This window comes from Streptomyces sp. NPDC018019 (assembly GCF_044327805.1).
Taxonomy (GTDB): domain Bacteria; phylum Actinomycetota; class Actinomycetes; order Streptomycetales; family Streptomycetaceae; genus Streptomyces.
Map to the genome: position 1 here is coordinate 1 of NZ_JBIRGD010000049.1, position 16,496 is coordinate 16,496.

At 73.7% G+C, this 16,496-nt stretch carries 15 protein-coding genes; 1 reads left to right on the forward strand and 14 read right to left on the reverse strand.

The genetic code is table 11. The features are described from left to right. Positions 1-130: 130 nt before the first annotated feature. The 10 genes from ACH4FX_RS41075 to infC all read right to left on the reverse strand — a co-directional run bounded on the left by ACH4FX_RS41075 (position 131) and on the right by infC (position 10,988). Complete coding sequence (locus ACH4FX_RS41075) at positions 131-661, reverse strand: NUDIX domain-containing protein (protein ID WP_398486810.1); 531 nt, start codon at positions 659-661, stop codon at positions 131-133. A 49-nt stretch (positions 662-710) separates the two neighbouring features. Beyond that, the gene (locus tag ACH4FX_RS41080) at positions 711-2,048 is read right to left on the reverse strand and encodes a tetratricopeptide repeat protein (RefSeq protein WP_398486811.1); all 1,338 of its coding nucleotides are present in this window, start codon (positions 2,046-2,048) and stop codon (positions 711-713) included. A 130-nt stretch (positions 2,049-2,178) separates the two neighbouring features. After that, positions 2,179-3,405 carry a PP2C family protein-serine/threonine phosphatase gene (locus ACH4FX_RS41085; RefSeq protein WP_398486813.1) on the reverse strand — a complete coding sequence of 409 codons (1,227 nt, stop codon included), beginning with the start codon at positions 3,403-3,405 and terminating at the stop codon, positions 2,179-2,181. Between the two features lie 241 nt (positions 3,406-3,646). Beyond that, positions 3,647-6,175 (reverse strand): phenylalanine--tRNA ligase subunit beta, encoded by a 2,529-nt coding sequence (pheT, locus tag ACH4FX_RS41090; RefSeq protein ID WP_398486815.1) that lies wholly within the window; start codon positions 6,173-6,175, stop codon positions 3,647-3,649. Then, positions 6,175-7,299, reverse strand: a complete 1,125-nt coding sequence (gene pheS, locus ACH4FX_RS41095; RefSeq protein WP_398486817.1) for a phenylalanine--tRNA ligase subunit alpha — start codon at positions 7,297-7,299, stop codon at positions 6,175-6,177. Before pheS ends, pheT begins: the two co-directional genes overlap by 1 nt. Before the next feature lie 140 nt (positions 7,300-7,439). After that, entirely contained in the window at positions 7,440-8,573 is a 1,134-nt protein-coding gene (locus ACH4FX_RS41100; RefSeq protein ID WP_398486819.1) for an ATP-binding protein, read from the reverse strand. Between the two features lie 40 nt (positions 8,574-8,613). Next, positions 8,614-9,468: a TrmH family RNA methyltransferase gene (locus tag ACH4FX_RS41105; RefSeq protein ID WP_398486821.1), complete on the reverse strand. Its 855-nt coding sequence runs from the start codon at positions 9,466-9,468 to the stop codon at positions 8,614-8,616. 101 nt (positions 9,469-9,569) lie between these two features. Next, on the reverse strand, positions 9,570-9,953 hold the full coding sequence (gene rplT / locus ACH4FX_RS41110; protein WP_398486823.1) for a 50S ribosomal protein L20: 384 nt from the start codon (positions 9,951-9,953) through the stop codon (positions 9,570-9,572). Between the two features lie 104 nt (positions 9,954-10,057). Next, entirely contained in the window at positions 10,058-10,252 is a 195-nt protein-coding gene (rpmI, locus tag ACH4FX_RS41115) for a 50S ribosomal protein L35 (RefSeq protein ID WP_398486825.1), read from the reverse strand. Between the two features lie 121 nt (positions 10,253-10,373). After that, positions 10,374-10,988 (reverse strand): translation initiation factor IF-3, encoded by a 615-nt coding sequence (gene infC / locus ACH4FX_RS41120; RefSeq protein WP_150243568.1) that lies wholly within the window; start codon positions 10,986-10,988, stop codon positions 10,374-10,376. A gap of 353 nt (positions 10,989-11,341) precedes the next feature. Between infC and ACH4FX_RS41125 the strand changes: the two genes are divergently transcribed. Next, positions 11,342-11,728 carry a DUF1844 domain-containing protein gene (locus tag ACH4FX_RS41125; protein WP_398486827.1) on the forward strand — a complete coding sequence of 129 codons (387 nt, stop codon included), beginning with the start codon at positions 11,342-11,344 and terminating at the stop codon, positions 11,726-11,728. Positions 11,729-11,875: 147 nt separating this feature from the next. On the opposite strand, the gene ACH4FX_RS41130 is transcribed toward ACH4FX_RS41125, so the two are convergent. The 4 genes from ACH4FX_RS41130 to ACH4FX_RS41145 form a co-directional block, all read right to left on the reverse strand. Further along, positions 11,876-12,604 (reverse strand): MIP family channel protein, encoded by a 729-nt coding sequence (locus tag ACH4FX_RS41130; RefSeq protein WP_398486829.1) that lies wholly within the window; start codon positions 12,602-12,604, stop codon positions 11,876-11,878. 108 nt (positions 12,605-12,712) lie between these two features. Further along, positions 12,713-13,447: an SseB family protein gene (locus tag ACH4FX_RS41135; RefSeq protein WP_398486831.1), complete on the reverse strand. Its 735-nt coding sequence runs from the start codon at positions 13,445-13,447 to the stop codon at positions 12,713-12,715. 337 nt (positions 13,448-13,784) lie between these two features. After that, on the reverse strand, positions 13,785-14,945 hold the full coding sequence (gene mycP, locus ACH4FX_RS41140; protein WP_398486833.1) for a type VII secretion-associated serine protease mycosin: 1,161 nt from the start codon (positions 14,943-14,945) through the stop codon (positions 13,785-13,787). Then, positions 14,942-16,288: a hypothetical protein gene (locus ACH4FX_RS41145; protein ID WP_398486834.1), complete on the reverse strand. Its 1,347-nt coding sequence runs from the start codon at positions 16,286-16,288 to the stop codon at positions 14,942-14,944. The genes mycP and ACH4FX_RS41145 overlap by 4 nt, the downstream gene beginning before the upstream one ends. Positions 16,289-16,496: the final 208 nt, after the last annotated feature.

Below are 16,496 nucleotides of genomic sequence, written 5' to 3' on the forward strand. Positions count from 1 at the left end.
GCCCGGCGGGGGGCGGCGCCCCTCCTGCGCCCCCCCCCGGGGGCGCGGGGGGGGGGCGAGCGCGTTTGGGCTGGGGTTGTGGGGCTGGGGCGGGGGGGCGCGGGGCGCGCGGGGCGCGCCGCGACCCGGGTCACCCCAGCCGGATGTGATGCAGCAACAGCAGTGCGGCCGCCATGTTGGCGGCCGGCACCTCCCCTCTCGCGATCATGTCGGGTACCAGTTTGAGGGGGACCCACTCCCGTTTGTCGGACTCGAAGTCGTCCTCGGGATCGCCCACGAACGTGCCCCGGTCGGACCAGAAGATGTGGTGCCGGGCGTCGGTGAGGCCGTTGGACGGCTCCACCGAAAGGAGGTGTTCGAGGGGGCCGGGGCGCCACCCGGTCTCCTCCTCCATCTCCCGGGCGGCCGCGGCGGCGATGTCCTCGCCGTCCTCGACCACCCCCGCGGCGAGCTCCCACCCCCAGGTGTCGGTGATGAAACGGTGCCGCCACAGCAGCAGCACCTCGTTGGCCTCGTTGACCACTGTGGCCACGGCGACGGGCCGCAACCGGATCAGGAAGTGATCCAGGTGGCGGCCGTCGGGGAGTTCGACATCGGCGAGGTTGACCCGGAACCAGCGGTTCTCGTACACGGTCTGCTCACTGAAATTCTTCCATCGCACGTATGTGCCACCTTCCGCCGTTGGGCTGGCAAGGTGACACGGGCCGGCCTCACAGTGGAACGCGCAGCGCCTCGTCGATCAGATCGGCAGCCTCCTCGGTGGCGGTACCTCCGGTTTCGGACAGGTGCTCGCGCACCGCCCGCAGCCGGTCCCGTAACCGCTGCGACTCCATTCCCCGCGCCTGTTCGGTCATCTGCGCGGCGTTGGCCACAGCCTGGTCCGCGTCCCCTTGGCGCAGCTCGATGTGGGTGAGCATGGCCAGCCGGTGGACCCGGCCCCGGTCGTGCGCGGGGGTGTCGACGGCGGCGTCCGCGTGTTCCCGGGCGGCACGCAGGTCCCCCAGGCTCAGCAGTGCCTCCGCCACTTGAACGTTCACCAGGCCCGGCTGGACGTAATCCGTTTCGGCGGGTTCCTGACCAGGGCTGATGCGCTCGGCCGCCGCCTCCGCACGCCGGATGCAGGAGAGCGCGCTCGCGCCGTCCCCAAGGCGTGCGTACGCCTTGGCCTGCATCGCGTAGAGATCCGCCGCGAGCGCCGGGGTGATCTGCGGCCCCGCCGTCCGCAGGGCCGCCTCCGCGAAGGCGACCGCCTGACGGTACTCCCGTACGAACAGGGACTGGTTGACCAGCAGCGCGATCACGTACGCGCCGAGCCCCCGGTCCCCGCTCGCCTTGGCCAGCCGCAGCGCCTGATGGAAGTAGCGCTGGGCCAGCCCCAGGGCGTCCGAGTCGTACGCACAGATGCCCGCGACGGCCACCAGCCCGCCGGTGGCCCGGTGGAGCTGGCGTCCCGTCGCATCGGTGTAGCTGCCCCGCAGCAGCGGCGCCGCCTCGGTGTTGAGGAACCCGACGACCCGCGTTCTCGTCGCGATACCACCCGCCTTCCGGTACATCTGCTCGTAGTGCGTACGCGCCGCGCGGAGCATTTCGATGTCCGCCATGGACACCCTGGTCAGGCCGTCCCGGGACACGTCGGAGTCCTCCGGCGGGTTCTCCCACTCCCATACGGGGATGACCGCGGAGGTGCCGGTGAGGGCGGGGGCGGACAGCACGTGCGGGCGCTGCTGTTCGTCGGAGCGCCACAGCGCGGTGGCCCGTTCCACGAACCCGGAGAGCGGCGTGTCCGGGACGCGGCGCACACCCGGCCGGCTCAGTCCGATGTCGTCGAGCCCCACCGCCCGGTGCAGCCGCTCGCTGAGGACCTCACAGATCAGGTCGGGCACCTGGCCCCGCGGCCGCTGCCCCTTCAGCCAGCGGGCCACCGCCGTGTGTTCGTAGCGCAGCGCCAGTCCGCGCTGCCGGCCGAGCTGGTTGACGTGCAGCGCCAGCCCGGCGTGTGAGATGCCCGCCTCGTCGAGAATCGCGTCGAGCAGGCTGTTGGGCTCCATGGTGCCCTCCTGACGGCGCCGCCGCGCCCCCGCCGAGGCGGCCGTCCGTAGACTTGTCGACTCAACTACCCCTTGAGATCAGCGTAATGAAGCGCCCTTCACACGGGGTGTGAACCGATCGCGCCGTCCTTCACTCCGCCCGCCCCGCCCGGACACGCCCGCGCAGTACGGCCGCCGCGTCCCCCTGGGCGGGTACCCGCCACCGGTCGTTGCAGAGCACCAGCAGCGCCACGTCGTCGGACAGCCGCCCGCCGACGTGCCGCAGCAGCGCGGCCCGGACGCCCTCCACCAGCCCGGCGGGGCGGCAGTCGCGGACCGACCTGACGCAGTCGTCCAGCGCCCGGGCCAGCGGGAAGAACGCCCCGTGGGCATCGCGCGCGTCGGTCGCCCCGTCCGTGTGCAGGAAGATCGCCTGGCCGGGCAGCAGCGGTGGACAGTGCTCCACCGGCAGGTCGGCGGGCAGCGGGAACATGCCCAGCGGCGGCATCGGCTCGCCGGGTGTGTCCGGCAGCGCGCCCCGGCGGCTGAGCCGGTACGGCCACGGGTGCCCGCAGTTGAGGGTCCGTACGGCGCCGTCCCGGGCGATCTCGACCAGCAGCACCGTCACGAACTCCTCGGACAGCGGGTGCTCCGGCTCACCACCGCACGACGACGGGTGCTCCGCGCGCGCCCGCTCGCGCAGGTGCCGGTGCAGGGCGCGCTCCAGGCGCCGGAGCACCCCGGCCAGCTCCGGCTCGTCGTGGGCGGCTTCGCGGAAGCTGCCGAGGACGGCGGCGACCGTGCCCATCGCGCCGAGGCCGTGGCCGCGTACGTCGCCGATGACGACCCGTACGCCGTAGCGCGTCGCCACGACGTCGTACAGATCGCCGCCGACGGTCGCGGCCTCGTCCGCCGCGAGGTGGTCGGCGGCGACGACGATGCCGTCCACCCGCGCGGGCAGCGGGCGCAGCAGCACCCGCTGCGCGGCGGTGGCCACTTCCTTCGTCCGCTCCAGCTCCCGCAGCAGGCGCAGCCGCCGGCCCGCGGTCAGATAGCTGGCGCCCACGACGACGAGGACGGCGCAGCAGGTGCCGACGCGGGTGAGGGTGTGGGTGTCCGGACCCACCGCGCCCAGCGGCAGCAGCGCGAGCAGCGCGCACAGGCCGCCGAGCACGACGCACTGGCGTCGGCCGGAGCCGGCGCAGGCTATGGCGGGGGCGGCGGCGAGGAGCTGGAGGAACTGGCCGTCGCCGGTGGTGCACAGCTCCCAGAGCAGCACGCCGAGCACCCACAGACCGGGCAGCACGAGGACGAAGGCCCGCCGGGCCCGCGCGGACCGGGCAGGCGTACCGCCCCGCCGCGCCCAGGTTCGGATCATGCCGATGCTCCCCCCAGCAACCATCGAGGCGATCGGCCCGCTTGCCCGCGGCGGAACCTGTGTGTGAGCGAGCCGCATCGTCCCGCACGATTCTCGCGACCGCACGTGGTCGACTGGCCACACTGCGCACTGATCTCACCCGATCGAGTGACCACTGGAGGAACGCACCGGGGCCCGGGGACGAACGTCGGTTCGTCCCCGGGCCCCGGTGGCGAGCGTGCGGCGCCGTCGCCGCGGGCGGTTACGCGCCGCGCAGCACCGCGCCCGTCCGCTCCATCGCGACGGCGACCGCCGCGTCCCGCGCCGCGGACGCCTCGTCGGCGGTCAGCGTGCGGTCCGGCGCGCGGAAGCGCAGCGCGTAGGCCAGGGACTTCTTGCCCTCGCCCACCTGCTCGCCGGTGAAGACGTCGAACAGCCGCAGCGATTCGAGCAGGTCGCCCGCGCCGGAGCGGAGCGCCGCCGCCACGTCCGCCGCCGGGACCGACGCGTCCACGATCAGCGCGACGTCCTGGGTGGCGACCGGGAAGGTGGAGATCCGCGGCGCCTGGACCACGCCGCCGCCGGCCCGCTGGAGGCGGTCCAGGTCGATCTCCATCGCGCAGGTGCGCTCCGGCAGGCCGAGCGCCTTGATGACGCGCGGGTGCAGCTCACCGGCGTTGCCGACGAGCACCTCCTCGCCGTCGATCACGGCGAGCAGCGCCGCGCAGCGGCCCGGGTGCCAGGGCGCGTGCTGGTCCTGGCGCACGATCAGCTCGACCCCGGCCTCCCGTGCCACGGTGCGGCCCGCCTCGACGGCGTCCGCCCAGCCGGCCGGACGGCCCTTGCCCCACCAGCCGGCCTGCTCGCGGGCGCCGGTGAGCACCACGGCGGCGCGGCGCGGCTGCTCGGGCAGCGCGGCGTCCAGCGCGGCGATCTCCTCGTCGGTCGGCCGGCGGTCCACCGGCAGCCGCACCGACGGCGTCTCGTCACCGGTCGGCCGGAAGACCAGGCCGGTCTCGAAGAGCGCGAGGTCCTGCGAGCCGCGGCCGGCGTTGCGCCGCAGCGCGCCGAGCAGGCCCGGCACCAGCGTCGTACGGAGCGCGGGCTCCTCGTCGGAGAGCGGGTTGAGCAGCTTGACGGTCCGGCGGCGCGGGTCGTCCTCCTCCAGGCCGAGCTGGTCGAGGACGGCCTCGCCGAGGAACGGGTAGGTCGGTGCCTCGACGTACCCGGCGCCGGCCAGCGCGCGGCCGACGCGGCGGTGCAGCCGCTGGCGCTCGGTCAGGCCGCGCCCGGCGGGCGGCCGGGGCAGCGTGAGGGGCAGGTTCTCGTAGCCCTCCAGGCGGATGACCTCTTCGGCCAGGTCGTTGGGGTCGGTCAGGTCGGGCCGCCAGGACGGCACCGTGACGACCAGCTCGTCCTGGCCGTACACGTCGCAGCCCACCTGCTGGAGTCGGCGTACGACGGTCTCGCGGCCGTAGGCGACGCCCGCGACACGGTCCGGGTGGTCGGCGCGCACGGTGATCGTGCGCGGCCCGCTGGGCGCGACGATCTCGGTGACGCCGGCCTCGGCGGTGCCGCCCGCGAGCAGCACCAGCAGGTCGACGGTGCGCTGCGCCGCGGCGGACGCGGCCTGCGGGTCCACGCCGCGCTCGAAGCGCTTGGACGCCTCGGAGGACAGCTTGTGGCGGCGGGCCGTACGGGCCACGGACACCGCGTCGAAGTGCGCCGCCTCGACGACGACCTCGGTGGTGCCGCGCACCTCGCCGGTCTCCGGGTCCGCCTGCGCGTCGGCGATCTCGGTGTTGGCGCCGCCCATCACCCCGGCCAGGCCGATCACACCGCGGTTGTCGGTGATGACCAGGTCCTCGGCGTCCAGCACGCGCTGGGTGCCGTCCAGGGTGGTCAGCTTCTCGCCCGGCTCGGCGCGGCGCACCCCGATCGCCCCGTCCACGCGGGAGCGGTCGTAGGCGTGCAGCGGCTGGCCCAGCTCCAGCATCACGTAGTTGGTGACGTCGACGGCGAGCGAGACGGGCCGCATGCCGGCCTTCTGCAGCCGGCGCTGCATCCAGATCGGGGAGCGCGCCTCCGGGTTCAGGCCGACGACCGTACGGGCGGTGAAGCGGTCGCAGCCGATCGGGTCGGCGACCTTGACCGGGTAGCCGAAGGAGTTCGGCGGCGGCACGTCCAGCAGCGCGGGGTCGCGCAGCGGCAGCCCGTAGGCGATGGCGGTCTCGCGGGCGATGCCGCGCATGGACAGGCAGTCGCCGCGGTTGGCGGTGACGGCGATGTCCAGGACCTCGTCGACGAGCTGGAGCAGCTCGATGGCGTCGGTGCCGGGCTCGTACTCCGGCGGCAGCACGATGATGCCGCCGCTGCCGTCGTCACCCATGCCCAGCTCGTCACCGGAGCAGATCATGCCGTGCGAGACCTTGCCGTACGTCTTGCGCGCGGCGATCTTGAAGTCGCCGGGCAGCACGGCGCCCGGGAGCACCACGACGACCTTGTCGCCGACCGCGAAGTTGCGCGCGCCGCAGACGATCTCCTGGGGCTCACCCGTGCCGTTGGCCTGGCCGACGTCCACCGTGCAGAAGCGGATCGGCTTCTTGAAGCCCTCCAGCTCCTCGATGGTCAGCACCTGGCCGACGACCAGGGGGCCCTTGAGGCCGGCGCCGAGCTGCTCGACGGTCTCGACCTCCAGGCCGGTGGCGACGAGTTTGGCCTGTACGTCCCGGCCGGACTCACCGTCCGGCAGGTCGACGTATTCCCGCAGCCAAGAAAGCGGGACCCGCATCAGATCTCCATCCCGAAAGGCCGGGTGAACCGGACGTCACCCTCGACCATGTCTCGCATGTCCTCGACGTTGTGGCGGAACATCAGCATCCGCTCGATGCCGAACCCGAAGGCGAAGCCGCTGTACTTCTCCGGGTCCACGCCGCAGGCCGTCAGCACCCGCGGGTTGACCATGCCGCAGCCGCCCAGCTCGATCCAGCCCTCGCTGGAGCACGTGCGGCACGGGTGCTGCGGGTCGCCGACGGACGCGCCGCGGCAGACGTAGCAGACCATGTCCAGCTCGGCGGACGGCTCGGTGAACGGGAAGTAGTTCGGCCGCAGCCGGGTCCGGATGTCCTCCCCGAACAGCGCCTTGACCATGTGGTCGAGGGTGCCCCGCAGGTCCGCCATGGTCAGGCCCTCGTCGATGGCGAGCAGCTCGACCTGGTTGAAGACCGGGGTGTGGGTGGCGTCCAGCTCGTCCGTGCGGTAGACGCGGCCCGGGCAGATCACGTACAGCGGCGGCTCGCGGTCGAGCATCGTACGGATCTGCACCGGGGAGGTGTGGGTGCGCAGTACGACGCCCGACTGGTCCTCGCCGGTCGCGCCGTTCTCCACGAAGAACGTGTCCTGCATGGTGCGGGCCGGGTGGTCCGGGGCGATGTTCAGCGCGTCGAAGTTCAGCCACTCCGACTCGACCTCGGGGCCCTCGGCGACCTCGTAGCCCATGGCCACGAAGACGTCCTCGATCCGCTCGGACAGGGTGGTGAGCGGGTGCCGGGCGCCCGCCCGTACGCGGTCGTGCGGCAGTGTGACGTCCACCGCCTCCTCGACCAGCACCCGGGCGTCCCGCTCCGCCTCCAGCTCTTCCTGGCGGGCCTTGAGCGCCTGGCCGACCTGGCCGCGGGCCTGGCCGACGCGCTTGCCGGCCTCGGCCTTGGCCTGCGGCGGCAGCGCGCCGATCTCGCGGTTGGCCAGCGCCAGCGGCGAGGTGCCGCCGGTCTGCGCGACCTTCACCTCGTGGAGCTCCTGGAGGTCACCGGCGGCGGCGATGGCGGCGAGCGCCTCGTCCCGCATGCGGGCGATCTCTTCCGGTTTCAGGGCCTCGACCTCGACAGGGTCGTACGACTTATTGGGTGCGGACATCTCTTCCCGTGCTTCCGATGGGCTTGGCGCGCGGCGGCCCCCGACGTGTGCAGTGCCAAAGGTGCCAAAGGTGCAGTCTACGGGGCAGGGCGGCCGCGCCTCATCCGAGCCCCGACGGGGGTGGGCCCGCCGGGCGCCGCTCAGGCCATGAAGGCGGGCGTCCCGACGGGCAGGCTAAATCGGAACCGGGCGCCGCCGGCGGGGGCCCGGCCGACCGTGATCGTGCCGCCGTGGGCCTCGACGATGCCCTTGACGATGTACAGGCCCAGGCCGGTGCCGCCGCGCTTGCTGCCCCGCCAGAAGCGGGTGAAGACGCGGCTCATCGACTCCTCGGGGATGCCGGGGCCCTCGTCGCTCACGGTGACGCTCGTCCCCCCCGCTCCGGAGACGCCGGGTGCTGGTCCTACCTCGATGGTGACGGTTCCCTCGCCGTGGCGCACCGCGTTTTCCAGCAGGTTGCCCAGCACCTGGTCGATCTTGTCCGGATCGGCCCACAGGTCGGGCAGCGGCTCGACCATCCGGATCAGGAAGCGGTCGGGCAGCTGGCCCGCCGTCGTCTGCGCCTGGACGTGCCGGCGGACGGCGGAGACCATGTCCACCCGCTGCCGGCGCACCTCCAGGCGGCCGGAGTCGATGCGGGAGATGTCCAGCAGCTCGGCGATGAGCCGGGTGACGCGGTTGGCGTCCGCGTCCACGGTCTCCAGCATCAGCCGCTTCTGGTCGTCGGTGAAGCGCTCCCACTTCTGCAGCAGGGTGGCGGTGAAGCCCTTCACGGACGTCAGCGGCGAGCGCAGCTCGTGGGCGACGGTGGCGATCAGCTCGGCGTGACTGAGCTCGGTGCGGCGCCGCGCCTCGGTGCCGCGCAGCGCGATGACCAGGCGGCGGACCGGGCCGGTGGGGCCGGTGCGGACGTAGCGCGCGGAGACCAGCACCTCCCGGCCGCCGAGCAGCAGGTTGCGCTCCGGCTGGCCGCTGCGGATCGCCAGCCCGCCGTACGGGTCGGTCAGCTGCCACCAGCGGCGGCCCTCGATGTCCTGGAGCGGCAGCGCCTTCTCCAGCGGCCGGCCCAGCGCGTCACACGGGTCGATGGCGGTGATCCGGGCCGCGGCGGCGTTGAAGCAGATGACCCGGCCGGTCTCGTCGGCGACGACCAGGCCGTCCGGCAGGTCGTCCGGGTCGAGCCCGGCGCCGGTGAGATCCACCCCGAGAGGCGCGGGGCCGCCGCCCGGACACGGGTCGGCGGCGACCGTCGTACCGGATGCCCTCGTGTCCATCCCCGCTACCCCCTTCCGGTCCCCCGGGCACGCCACACTACTAGCCGCGCGAGGCGGAGCGGCAGCCTCCGGCGGTGCGCTGGGCGCGGGCGGAGGCGTAGAGGCAGACGGCGGCGGCGGTGGCCAGGTTGAGGCTCTCGGCCTTGCCGTGGATGGGGACGCGCACCACCGCGTCGGCCAGTGCGCGGGTCTCCGCCGGCAGGCCCCACGCCTCGTTGCCGAACACCCAGGCGGTCGGGCCGCTCATGGTGCCCGCGTCCAGTTCGGCGTCCAGGTCGTCGGCGCCCGCGCCGTCGGCCGCCACGATCCGTACGCCGGCGCCGCGCAGCCCGTCGACGACCTGCTCGACCGGCACGCCGACGGCGACCGGCAGATGGAAGAGCGAACCGACCGAGGCGCGCACGGACTTGGGGTTGTAGAGGTCCACCGAGGCGTCGGTCAGCACGACCGCGTCGGCGCCCGCGGCGTCCGCGCAGCGCAGCACCGTACCGGCGTTGCCGGGGTCGCGTACGTTGGCGAGCACCGCGACCAGCTTCGGCCGGGCGGCCAGGATCTCCTCGAAGGGCGAGTCCAGGAACCGGCAGACACCGACCAGACCCTGCGGGGTGACGGTCTGGGACAGCTCGGCGATGGTCGTGTCGGCGGCGTAGCGGACCGGTACGCCGGCCGCGCGCACCGCGCCGACGATGTCCGGGTGCCGCTCGGCGGCCTCCGGGGTGGCGAACAGCTCGACGAGCGTGCGCTCCCCGGCGAAGCGGTGCTCGACGGCTTCGCGTACGGCCTGCGGGCCCTCGGCGATGAACCGGCGTTCCTTGCCGCGGAAGTTGCGGCGGGCCAGCCGCCGGGCGGCGGCGACGCGCGCGGAACGCGGGGAGATCAACTCGGGGGTGCCCATGGGCGGCGGCTCACTTCTTCGGAGGTCGAGGGGCGTGCAGAAAGCGACGGACCCGCAGGCCGGGGCCTGCGGGTCCGTGCGAACGTGCCTCAGGCCTGGCTTCAGGCGGCCTTCGGAGCGTTGACGTCGCTCGGCAGCGCCTTCTGGGCCACCTCGACCAGCGCGGCGAACGCGTTGGAGTCGTTGACCGCGAGCTCGGCCAGCATCTTGCGGTCGACCTCGATGTTGGCGGCCTTCAGACCCTGCACGAAGCGGTTGTAGGTCATGCCGTTGGCGCGGGCAGCGGCGTTGATGCGCTGGATCCACAGCTGACGGAAGTCGCCCTTGCGCTTCTTGCGGTCGTTGTAGTTGTAGACGAGGGAGTGGGTGACCTGCTCCTTCGCCTTGCGGTACAGGCGGGAACGCTGGCCGCGGTAGCCGCTGGCCTGTTCGAGGATCGCCCGGCGCTTCTTGTGGGCGTTGACTGCCCGCTTGACGCGTGCCACTTGTTAACTCCTTGTAGCGGGGCCGCGGTTGTCGTCACACGGCCCGAATCGACTTCGGTCCCGGTCAGGTCCTGGTGCCGCGCCTCGCGGCGGGGCGGCAGGACTTACTTGCCGAGAAGCTTCTTGATCTTCTTGGCGTCGCCCGGGGCCATCTCGGCGTTGCCGGTGAGGCGACGCGTCACGCGGGACGACTTGTGCTCAAGCAGGTGGCGCTTGCCGGCGCGCTCCCGCATCACCTTGCCGGAGCCGGTGACCTTGAAGCGCTTGCGGGCACCGCTGTGCGTCTTGTTCTTCGGCATGCGCCGTTCTCTCCTCTTGAATGGCGCCCCCACCGGTCCGGGGACCGGCGCCCGGGGGCGTCAGATGTATCGGTTGGAATCCGGGGCGACCCCCGGCGTGCTCCGGGGCTCGCGCCCTGGATCACGCCTCGGCAGGCTCCTCGGCGCCCTGCTCCGCAGCAGGACCCTGGCGCTCCGCCTTGCGGGCGGCCTGTGCCTCACGGGCCTCGGCCATCGCCTCGGTCTTCTTCTTGTGCGGACCGAGGACCATGATCATGTTGCGGCCGTCCTGCTTCGGATTGGACTCGATGAAGCCCAGGTCCTGGACGTCCTCCGCGAGGCGCTGCAGCAGTCGGAAGCCCAGCTCGGGACGGGACTGCTCGCGACCACGGAACATGATCGTGATCTTGACCTTGTCACCCTGCTTGAGGAACCGGACGACGTGACCCTTCTTGGTGTCGTAGTCGTGCGGGTCGATCTTCGGCCGGAGCTTCATCTCCTTGATGACCGTGTGCGCCTGGTTCTTGCGCGCCTCACGGGCCTTCATGGCCGACTCGTACTTGAACTTTCCGTAGTCCATGAGCTTGCAGACCGGCGGACGGGCGTTCGCCGCCACCTCGACCAGGTCGAGGTCGTACTCCTGCGCAAGCTCCAGGGCCTTGGCAAGCGGCACAATGCCGACCTGCTCGCCACTGGGACCGACGAGTCGCACCTCGGGGACGCGAATCCGGTCGTTGATGCGGGGCTCGGCGCTGATGGATCCTCCTCGGTAGCACCACGCGACGGCCTGGCGGACTGCCGCGTAACGTCTTTTTCGGTATGACCAACCGCGCCGAGACAAGAAAAACGCCCCGGACGGGACACAGGCGGGGCTCCTCAATGGATCGGGAGCACCGCCGCGATGTCACCGCGGGGCGCAGCCTGACCGTTGACCCGCCGGCCGCGAAGCCGGTTCGGGTGGGAGATCGGAGCCTCCACTTGTGGGCCGGGCACATCGGTGCTCGGCCGGTCGGACTCCCAGAATACACGAGTCAAGGGGCGGGCCCCAGTCGTGTGCGGGCGGGCCATATGGTTGGGCCGATCCCCTGAGCAGGAAGTGAAGCGCGAGCCATGAGTGACCAGACCCCGCAGCAGCCCGGCCCGGACCCGGCCGGTTCCGCGAACCCCGACTTCGACGCGATGACCCGTGACATCGCGGACGTACCGGCCGTCGAGGTGATCACCACGGTCGCCGTGCACCTGATGTCCTCGGCGGCGGTCAACCTCGGGCTCGCCGAGGAGGGCGCCGAGCACAAGGACCTGGACGAGGCGCGCAAGCTCATCCAGGCGCTGGCCGGACTGGTGACGGCGAGCGCGACCGAGATCGGCTCGTACCACGCGGCGCCGCTGCGGGACGGCCTGAAGTCCCTCCAGCTCGCCTTCCGCGAGGCGTCCCTCGTGCCGGACGAGCCGGGTCAGGGGCCCGGGGAGAAGTTCACGGGGCCGGTGTACGGGTAGCCCGTACGGGCCCGGCGGCGTACGGGCTGCCGGGCGCGCCGTCTGGGCACGCGGGCGGCGGGCCGCTCACAGCCTGGAAGAGGCCGCCCCCGGCAGCACTGCCGGGGGCGGCCTCTTCTGTGATGCGGGCCGGGCGGGCACGGCGCCTCACGTGGCGGAACGCTCGTCCGCGACCAGCTTGGGTTCGTTCGGCGGGTGGGTGATCTGGTGCACCACCGCGGCCAGCGCACCGCCGATCATCGGCGCCACGATGAACAGCCACAGCTGCGACAGCGCGCCGCCGGTCGCGAACAGGGCGGGGCCGATGCTCCGGGCCGGGTTCACCGACGTCCCGGTGAGCGGGATGCCGATGAGGTGCACGACCGCCAGCGCCAGGCCGATCGGCAGTCCGTCGAAGCCGACCACCGCCACCCGGTGCGTGACCGCGAGGACCACGAACACCAGCAGGAACGTCAGCACGATCTCGGCCACGAAGGCGCCGCCGAGATTGATGTGCACGGCGGAGCGGTCGCCCCAGCCGTTGGACCCGAAGGCTTCTTTCGTCTTCAGGCCCGGCACCTGCTTGGCGACCAGGAACAGCAGCGCGGCACCGACGATGCCGCCCAGCAGCTGGGCGATCCAGTACTCGACCGCCGTACGGAGCGTGATGCGCCGGGCCAGCAGCATGCCGAGCGTCACCGCCGGATTGACGTGACTGCCCGAGATCGGGCCGAGCGCGTACGCCAGGGCCAACAGGGTGAAGCCGAATGCCAGGGCGATGCCGAAGGTTCCGATGTACTCGCCGGCCAGCACCGCGGAGCCGACGGCGAAGAACACCAGGAGCAGCGTGCCGAGGAACTCGGATACGACCGTGCGGGTCTCCGTTGTCGTCTCCATGGGGCCTCCTCGCGCGGATCTTGCTCTCTCCTTCGCATTGTGCGGCCGGTCACGGGGTTCCGCCTGTTGGCGGCGTCCGCCCCGTGGCCGGGAGGCCCGGCACAGAGATCAGCGCGTGAAGAAGGCGCCCGTGGTGTCGGCGTCCGGCGGCAGGAGGGCCAGGTCGAGGCCGCGCACGAGGCGGGAGCGCAGGGTCTCGTCGGCGGCCAGCGCGGGGGCCAGGCGCTGGGCGACGGCGGCGGGCGTGGCGTCCGGGGCCAGCCCGAGGGACAGGGTCCCGTCGGCCTCGGCCGAGGGGTCCAGGCGGGCGGTCAGCACACCCGGCTCGGCGGCCAGCAGGGCGCGCAGCGCGTCGGTGACGGCCGGGTCGCCGAGCGGGTCGGTGCTCTCCCGGCCCTCCGCGAGGGCGCGCAGCGCGGCGCCGGTGAGCTGGTACGTCGCCGGGCCGGCCAGGTCGATGACGACGGTGTCCGCCTTCTCGTGCGCGGCGGCGAGCAGCGCCTGCCGCAGCGGTACGGCCACCGGGCGGGCGTCCGGGCGCCAGCGGTGCAGCGTCTCCATCGACGTGAAGGCGGGCAGGGCGCGGCGCCCGTCGGGGGCCTGGAGCGTCGGCACCGCCATGTCGCTGGTCTTCTCCCGCTCGAGGCCGTCCGGCCCGGTCTCCACCTCGCCGAGGACGGCGACGACCGGGACGAGCAGCCGGGCCCGGCTCAGCAGCGGCAGCAGCCGGTTCTCGGTCCCGGCCGACGGGGCGGCCGTATGTTCCGCCAGCGCGGCGGCCAGTTCGGGGTCGGCGGAGCCGTCGTCGTCGGAGAAGTCCGAGGTGGGGATGTTTTTGAGCACGGTCCGAGCGTAGCGGGGGGCCCTTTGGGCCCGGGGGTGGGGCCGGTCGGTCCGGTCCGCCGTTCGCCTGCGGAGCGCCCTCTGGGCGCGGTTCTTCGGGCCGTCGGTGGCCGGTTCGAAGTCGGCCACCGCGCCGTTCGCGCCTGCGGCGGGCGTGGCCGCTGCGCGGGGCTGGCAGGTTCGGGGGCGGGCCTGCGCGGCAGGCCGCTCCGGCCCGCCCCCTTCCGTGGGAAGGGTGGAAAGGGGAGGTTCGTGGTGCGGGAGGTGTGGGGCCGAGTGCGGCGCCGTTCGGGCTGGGAACGGTTCGGTCGTGGGTGGGTGCTGCGCCGTCGTGGTGTCAGGCCCGCTTGCGCCAGAAGAAAGCTGAGGTGGCGATCAGGGCCGTGCCTGCGATGGCGGCGGTCCACGGGAGCCAGCTGGTGTCGTCGGTGGCCGGGTCGGCGGTCGGGCCGGTGCCGAAGTACTGCTTTCCGTAGGCGGCCGCTTCGGGCTTCTGGGGCGCCGGCTTGAGGTCGTCGCCCTTTTCGATGGCCGCTGCCGGGTCGACCATGCCCGCGCCCAGTTCGTCGTTGCGGCCGCCTTCCGGGGCGTCCTGGGCGGTGTCGGTGAGGAGCCGCTTGATCTGGGCGGGGCTCAGGTCGGGGTGGGCGGCGCGGACCAGGGCCACCGCACCGGAGACGAAGGCGGACGCGGCGCTGGTGCCCCAGCCCTCGTAGTACTTGCGGTCCGGGTTGGCGATGACGACGCCGACGCCGGGCGCGCAGACCGTGGCGTACCAGCGGCGGGTGGAGAAGGCGGCGCGGGAGCCCCACTGGTCGACGGCGGTCACGGCGATCACGCCGGGGTAGGCGGCGGGGTAGGAGACGTGGTCGCCGTCCTTGCCGCCGTTGCCGGCCGAGGCGATGACCGGAACGCCCTTGCTCAGGGCGTACTGGATCGCGGCGTCCTCGCGGGGTTCGGGGTGCGCGGAGCTGCTGTCGTCGCCGAGGGACAGGTTGATCACGTCGGCGCCGTGGTCGGTGGCCCAGCGGATGCCGTCGGCGAGGGCGCCCGCGCGTTCGGCGCGGGCGCGCTTGCGCTGCGGGTCGCTGTCCTCAAGGATCACGCGGACGGGGAGGATCGTGGCTTCCGGGGCGACCCCGATGACGCCGTCGGCCTGGTCGGTGCCGTGGCCGTGGCCCGCGATGATGCCGGACATCGCGGTGCCGTGCTCCGCCCACGCCGGGTCGCCGGGGCTCGCGCCGAAACCGACCAGGTCGTTGGCGGGCAGCACCCGGCCCTGGAGGTCGGGGTGGCTCGCGTCGACGCCGGTGTCCAGGACGGCGACGGTGATGCCCGCGCCCTTGGTCGTCTGCCACGCCTCCTGGGCGTTCATGGCCTTCAGCGCCCACTCCTGGGCCCGTATGCCGTCGGCGTGGGCGGGCAGGGCGGGCAGTACGGTCAGCGCGGCGGCGGACAGCGCGACGCCGGCGGCGCGCAGCAGGGGCCTCCTGGTCATTGCGGCTCCGTGGTTCCCTTGGCGGCCTGCTTGCGGAAGGTCTGCTCGATGCGGTCCGCGACGGCCTTGGCGTCGTGGCCGAGCCCGGCTTCGGCGGGGGCGGTGGTGGCGCCGGTACGGGTGGCTTCGGCGGCGGGCTGCGGGGCGTCGACGGGGCGGCCGTCGGCGAAGCCGGAGACGCCGTAGACGACGACGGGCAGGTCTTCGAGGACGCGGATGCTCCAGCTGGCGCGCTGGGCGGGCCCGAAGTCCGCGGCGGGCGTGCCCTTGGCGGCGTACGGGCGGGGCATCAGGTCCGTACGGGTGTCCAGGTGCTCCGTGGCGAAGCGGCGGCGCAGGTCCCGCATGGCGGTGCGGTCGGCCTTGGTGGAGACGGCGCCGACGGTGATGACGTTGGTGCGGGTGGCGTCCACGTAGGTGGCGCGCACCAGGCGGTCGCAGCCCACCGGGGCGAGCGCCTTGGCCAGCAGCGGGTCGAACGCGCCCGCGCAGCCGCTGTCGGGCGCGACGGCGACCCGGATCCAGGTGCGGTCCGCGCCGCCGGGGCCGGTGCCCAGGCCGTTCAGGGTGCGGGGGAAGAGCGTGTCGACGGGTGCGCTGTGCCATGCCTCGCGGCCGTGTGCGAAGACTGCCTCGGCGGCGGGGCTGCCGTCGGTGTCGTCGGCGAGCCAGCTGCCGGCGGCGGCGCCCGCGACGAGGCCGACGCCGAGCACCAGCCCGGCGGCGGCGAGCACGGTGCGCCGGACGGAGCGGTGCGGGGCCGGGACGGACGGCGGGACCGCGGGGGCCGGGGGCACGGGGGCCGGCGGGACGAGCGGGCCGGTGAGCGGTGGGCCGGTAGGGGGCGGCGGGTCGTCGGCGGGCGGTGTCTGCGGCGGCCGGACGGGGCGGGGCGGCGCGGCGGCGCCTTCCGTGCGCGTGGCGGCGGGCCGCTTCGGGTCGCCGTTCCAGAGGGCTCCGCTGTTGGCCAGGTGGAAGGCCGCGGTGTCGCGGGGGGTGGCGGAACGGTCCGCCGGGGGCTGGGACGGGACGGCCGCCCGGTCCGTACGCGGTGCGGCGGCGGGTGTCGGTGCGTGGGCGGGGCGGGGCGGGATGTCCTTTGGGGACGGGCCGCCGGCCGGTGCTGCCGGATCGGAGGGCGCGGCGGCGGCCGGAGCGGTGGGTGGGGCAGCGGCCGGAGCGGTGGGTGCGGCGGGCGGCATCGGGCCGGGCTTCGCCGGGCGGTCCGTCGGCACCGGGCGCAGGACGGCGGTGTGCGGGTCCTCGGCGGGCGGTGCCGGTACCTGCGGGGGCGGGGTGCGGGGAAGGCGATGCGCGTCGGCGTAATCGGCTTCGGTGCTCACCCGCGCTCCCCCTCGCGCCCTGTGGTCCCCGGCCCGGCCGGCAATCGGGGCAGGGTGGTTCGTATCCGGACATCACGCCGCTGACCTGCTGGTTGCGGCGCCCGCCACTCTACGGGCTGCCGCCGCCGGTGCTCCAACTCGCCCGCCCTCCCCCGGCGTCCGGCGCCCGGTCTGTCGTGTTCTCTCCCCCTACCCACCCGTGGGGCGT

What these genes read in the sequence shown, in the direction of transcription:
- pheS (WP_398486817.1), bottom strand. Translation starts at nt 7,299, where the DNA reads ATGTCCGCACCCAATAAGTCGTACGACCCTGTCGAGGTCGAGGCCCTG.
- ACH4FX_RS41080 (WP_398486811.1), bottom strand. Translation starts at nt 2,048, where the DNA reads ATGGAGCCCAACAGCCTGCTCGACGCGATTCTCGACGAGGCGGGCATC.
- ACH4FX_RS41105 (WP_398486821.1), bottom strand. Translation starts at nt 9,468, where the DNA reads ATGGGCACCCCCGAGTTGATCTCCCCGCGTTCCGCGCGCGTCGCCGCC.
- mycP (WP_398486833.1), bottom strand. Translation starts at nt 14,945, where the DNA reads ATGACCAGGAGGCCCCTGCTGCGCGCCGCCGGCGTCGCGCTGTCCGCC.
- ACH4FX_RS41085 (WP_398486813.1), bottom strand. Translation starts at nt 3,405, where the DNA reads ATGATCCGAACCTGGGCGCGGCGGGGCGGTACGCCTGCCCGGTCCGCG.
- rpmI (WP_398486825.1), bottom strand. Translation starts at nt 10,252, where the DNA reads ATGCCGAAGAACAAGACGCACAGCGGTGCCCGCAAGCGCTTCAAGGTC.
- ACH4FX_RS41130 (WP_398486829.1), bottom strand. Translation starts at nt 12,604, where the DNA reads ATGGAGACGACAACGGAGACCCGCACGGTCGTATCCGAGTTCCTCGGC.
- ACH4FX_RS41100 (WP_398486819.1), bottom strand. Translation starts at nt 8,573, where the DNA reads ATGGACACGAGGGCATCCGGTACGACGGTCGCCGCCGACCCGTGTCCG.
- pheT (WP_398486815.1), bottom strand. Translation starts at nt 6,175, where the DNA reads ATGCGGGTCCCGCTTTCTTGGCTGCGGGAATACGTCGACCTGCCGGAC.
- ACH4FX_RS41125 (WP_398486827.1), top strand. Translation starts at nt 11,342, where the DNA reads ATGAGTGACCAGACCCCGCAGCAGCCCGGCCCGGACCCGGCCGGTTCC.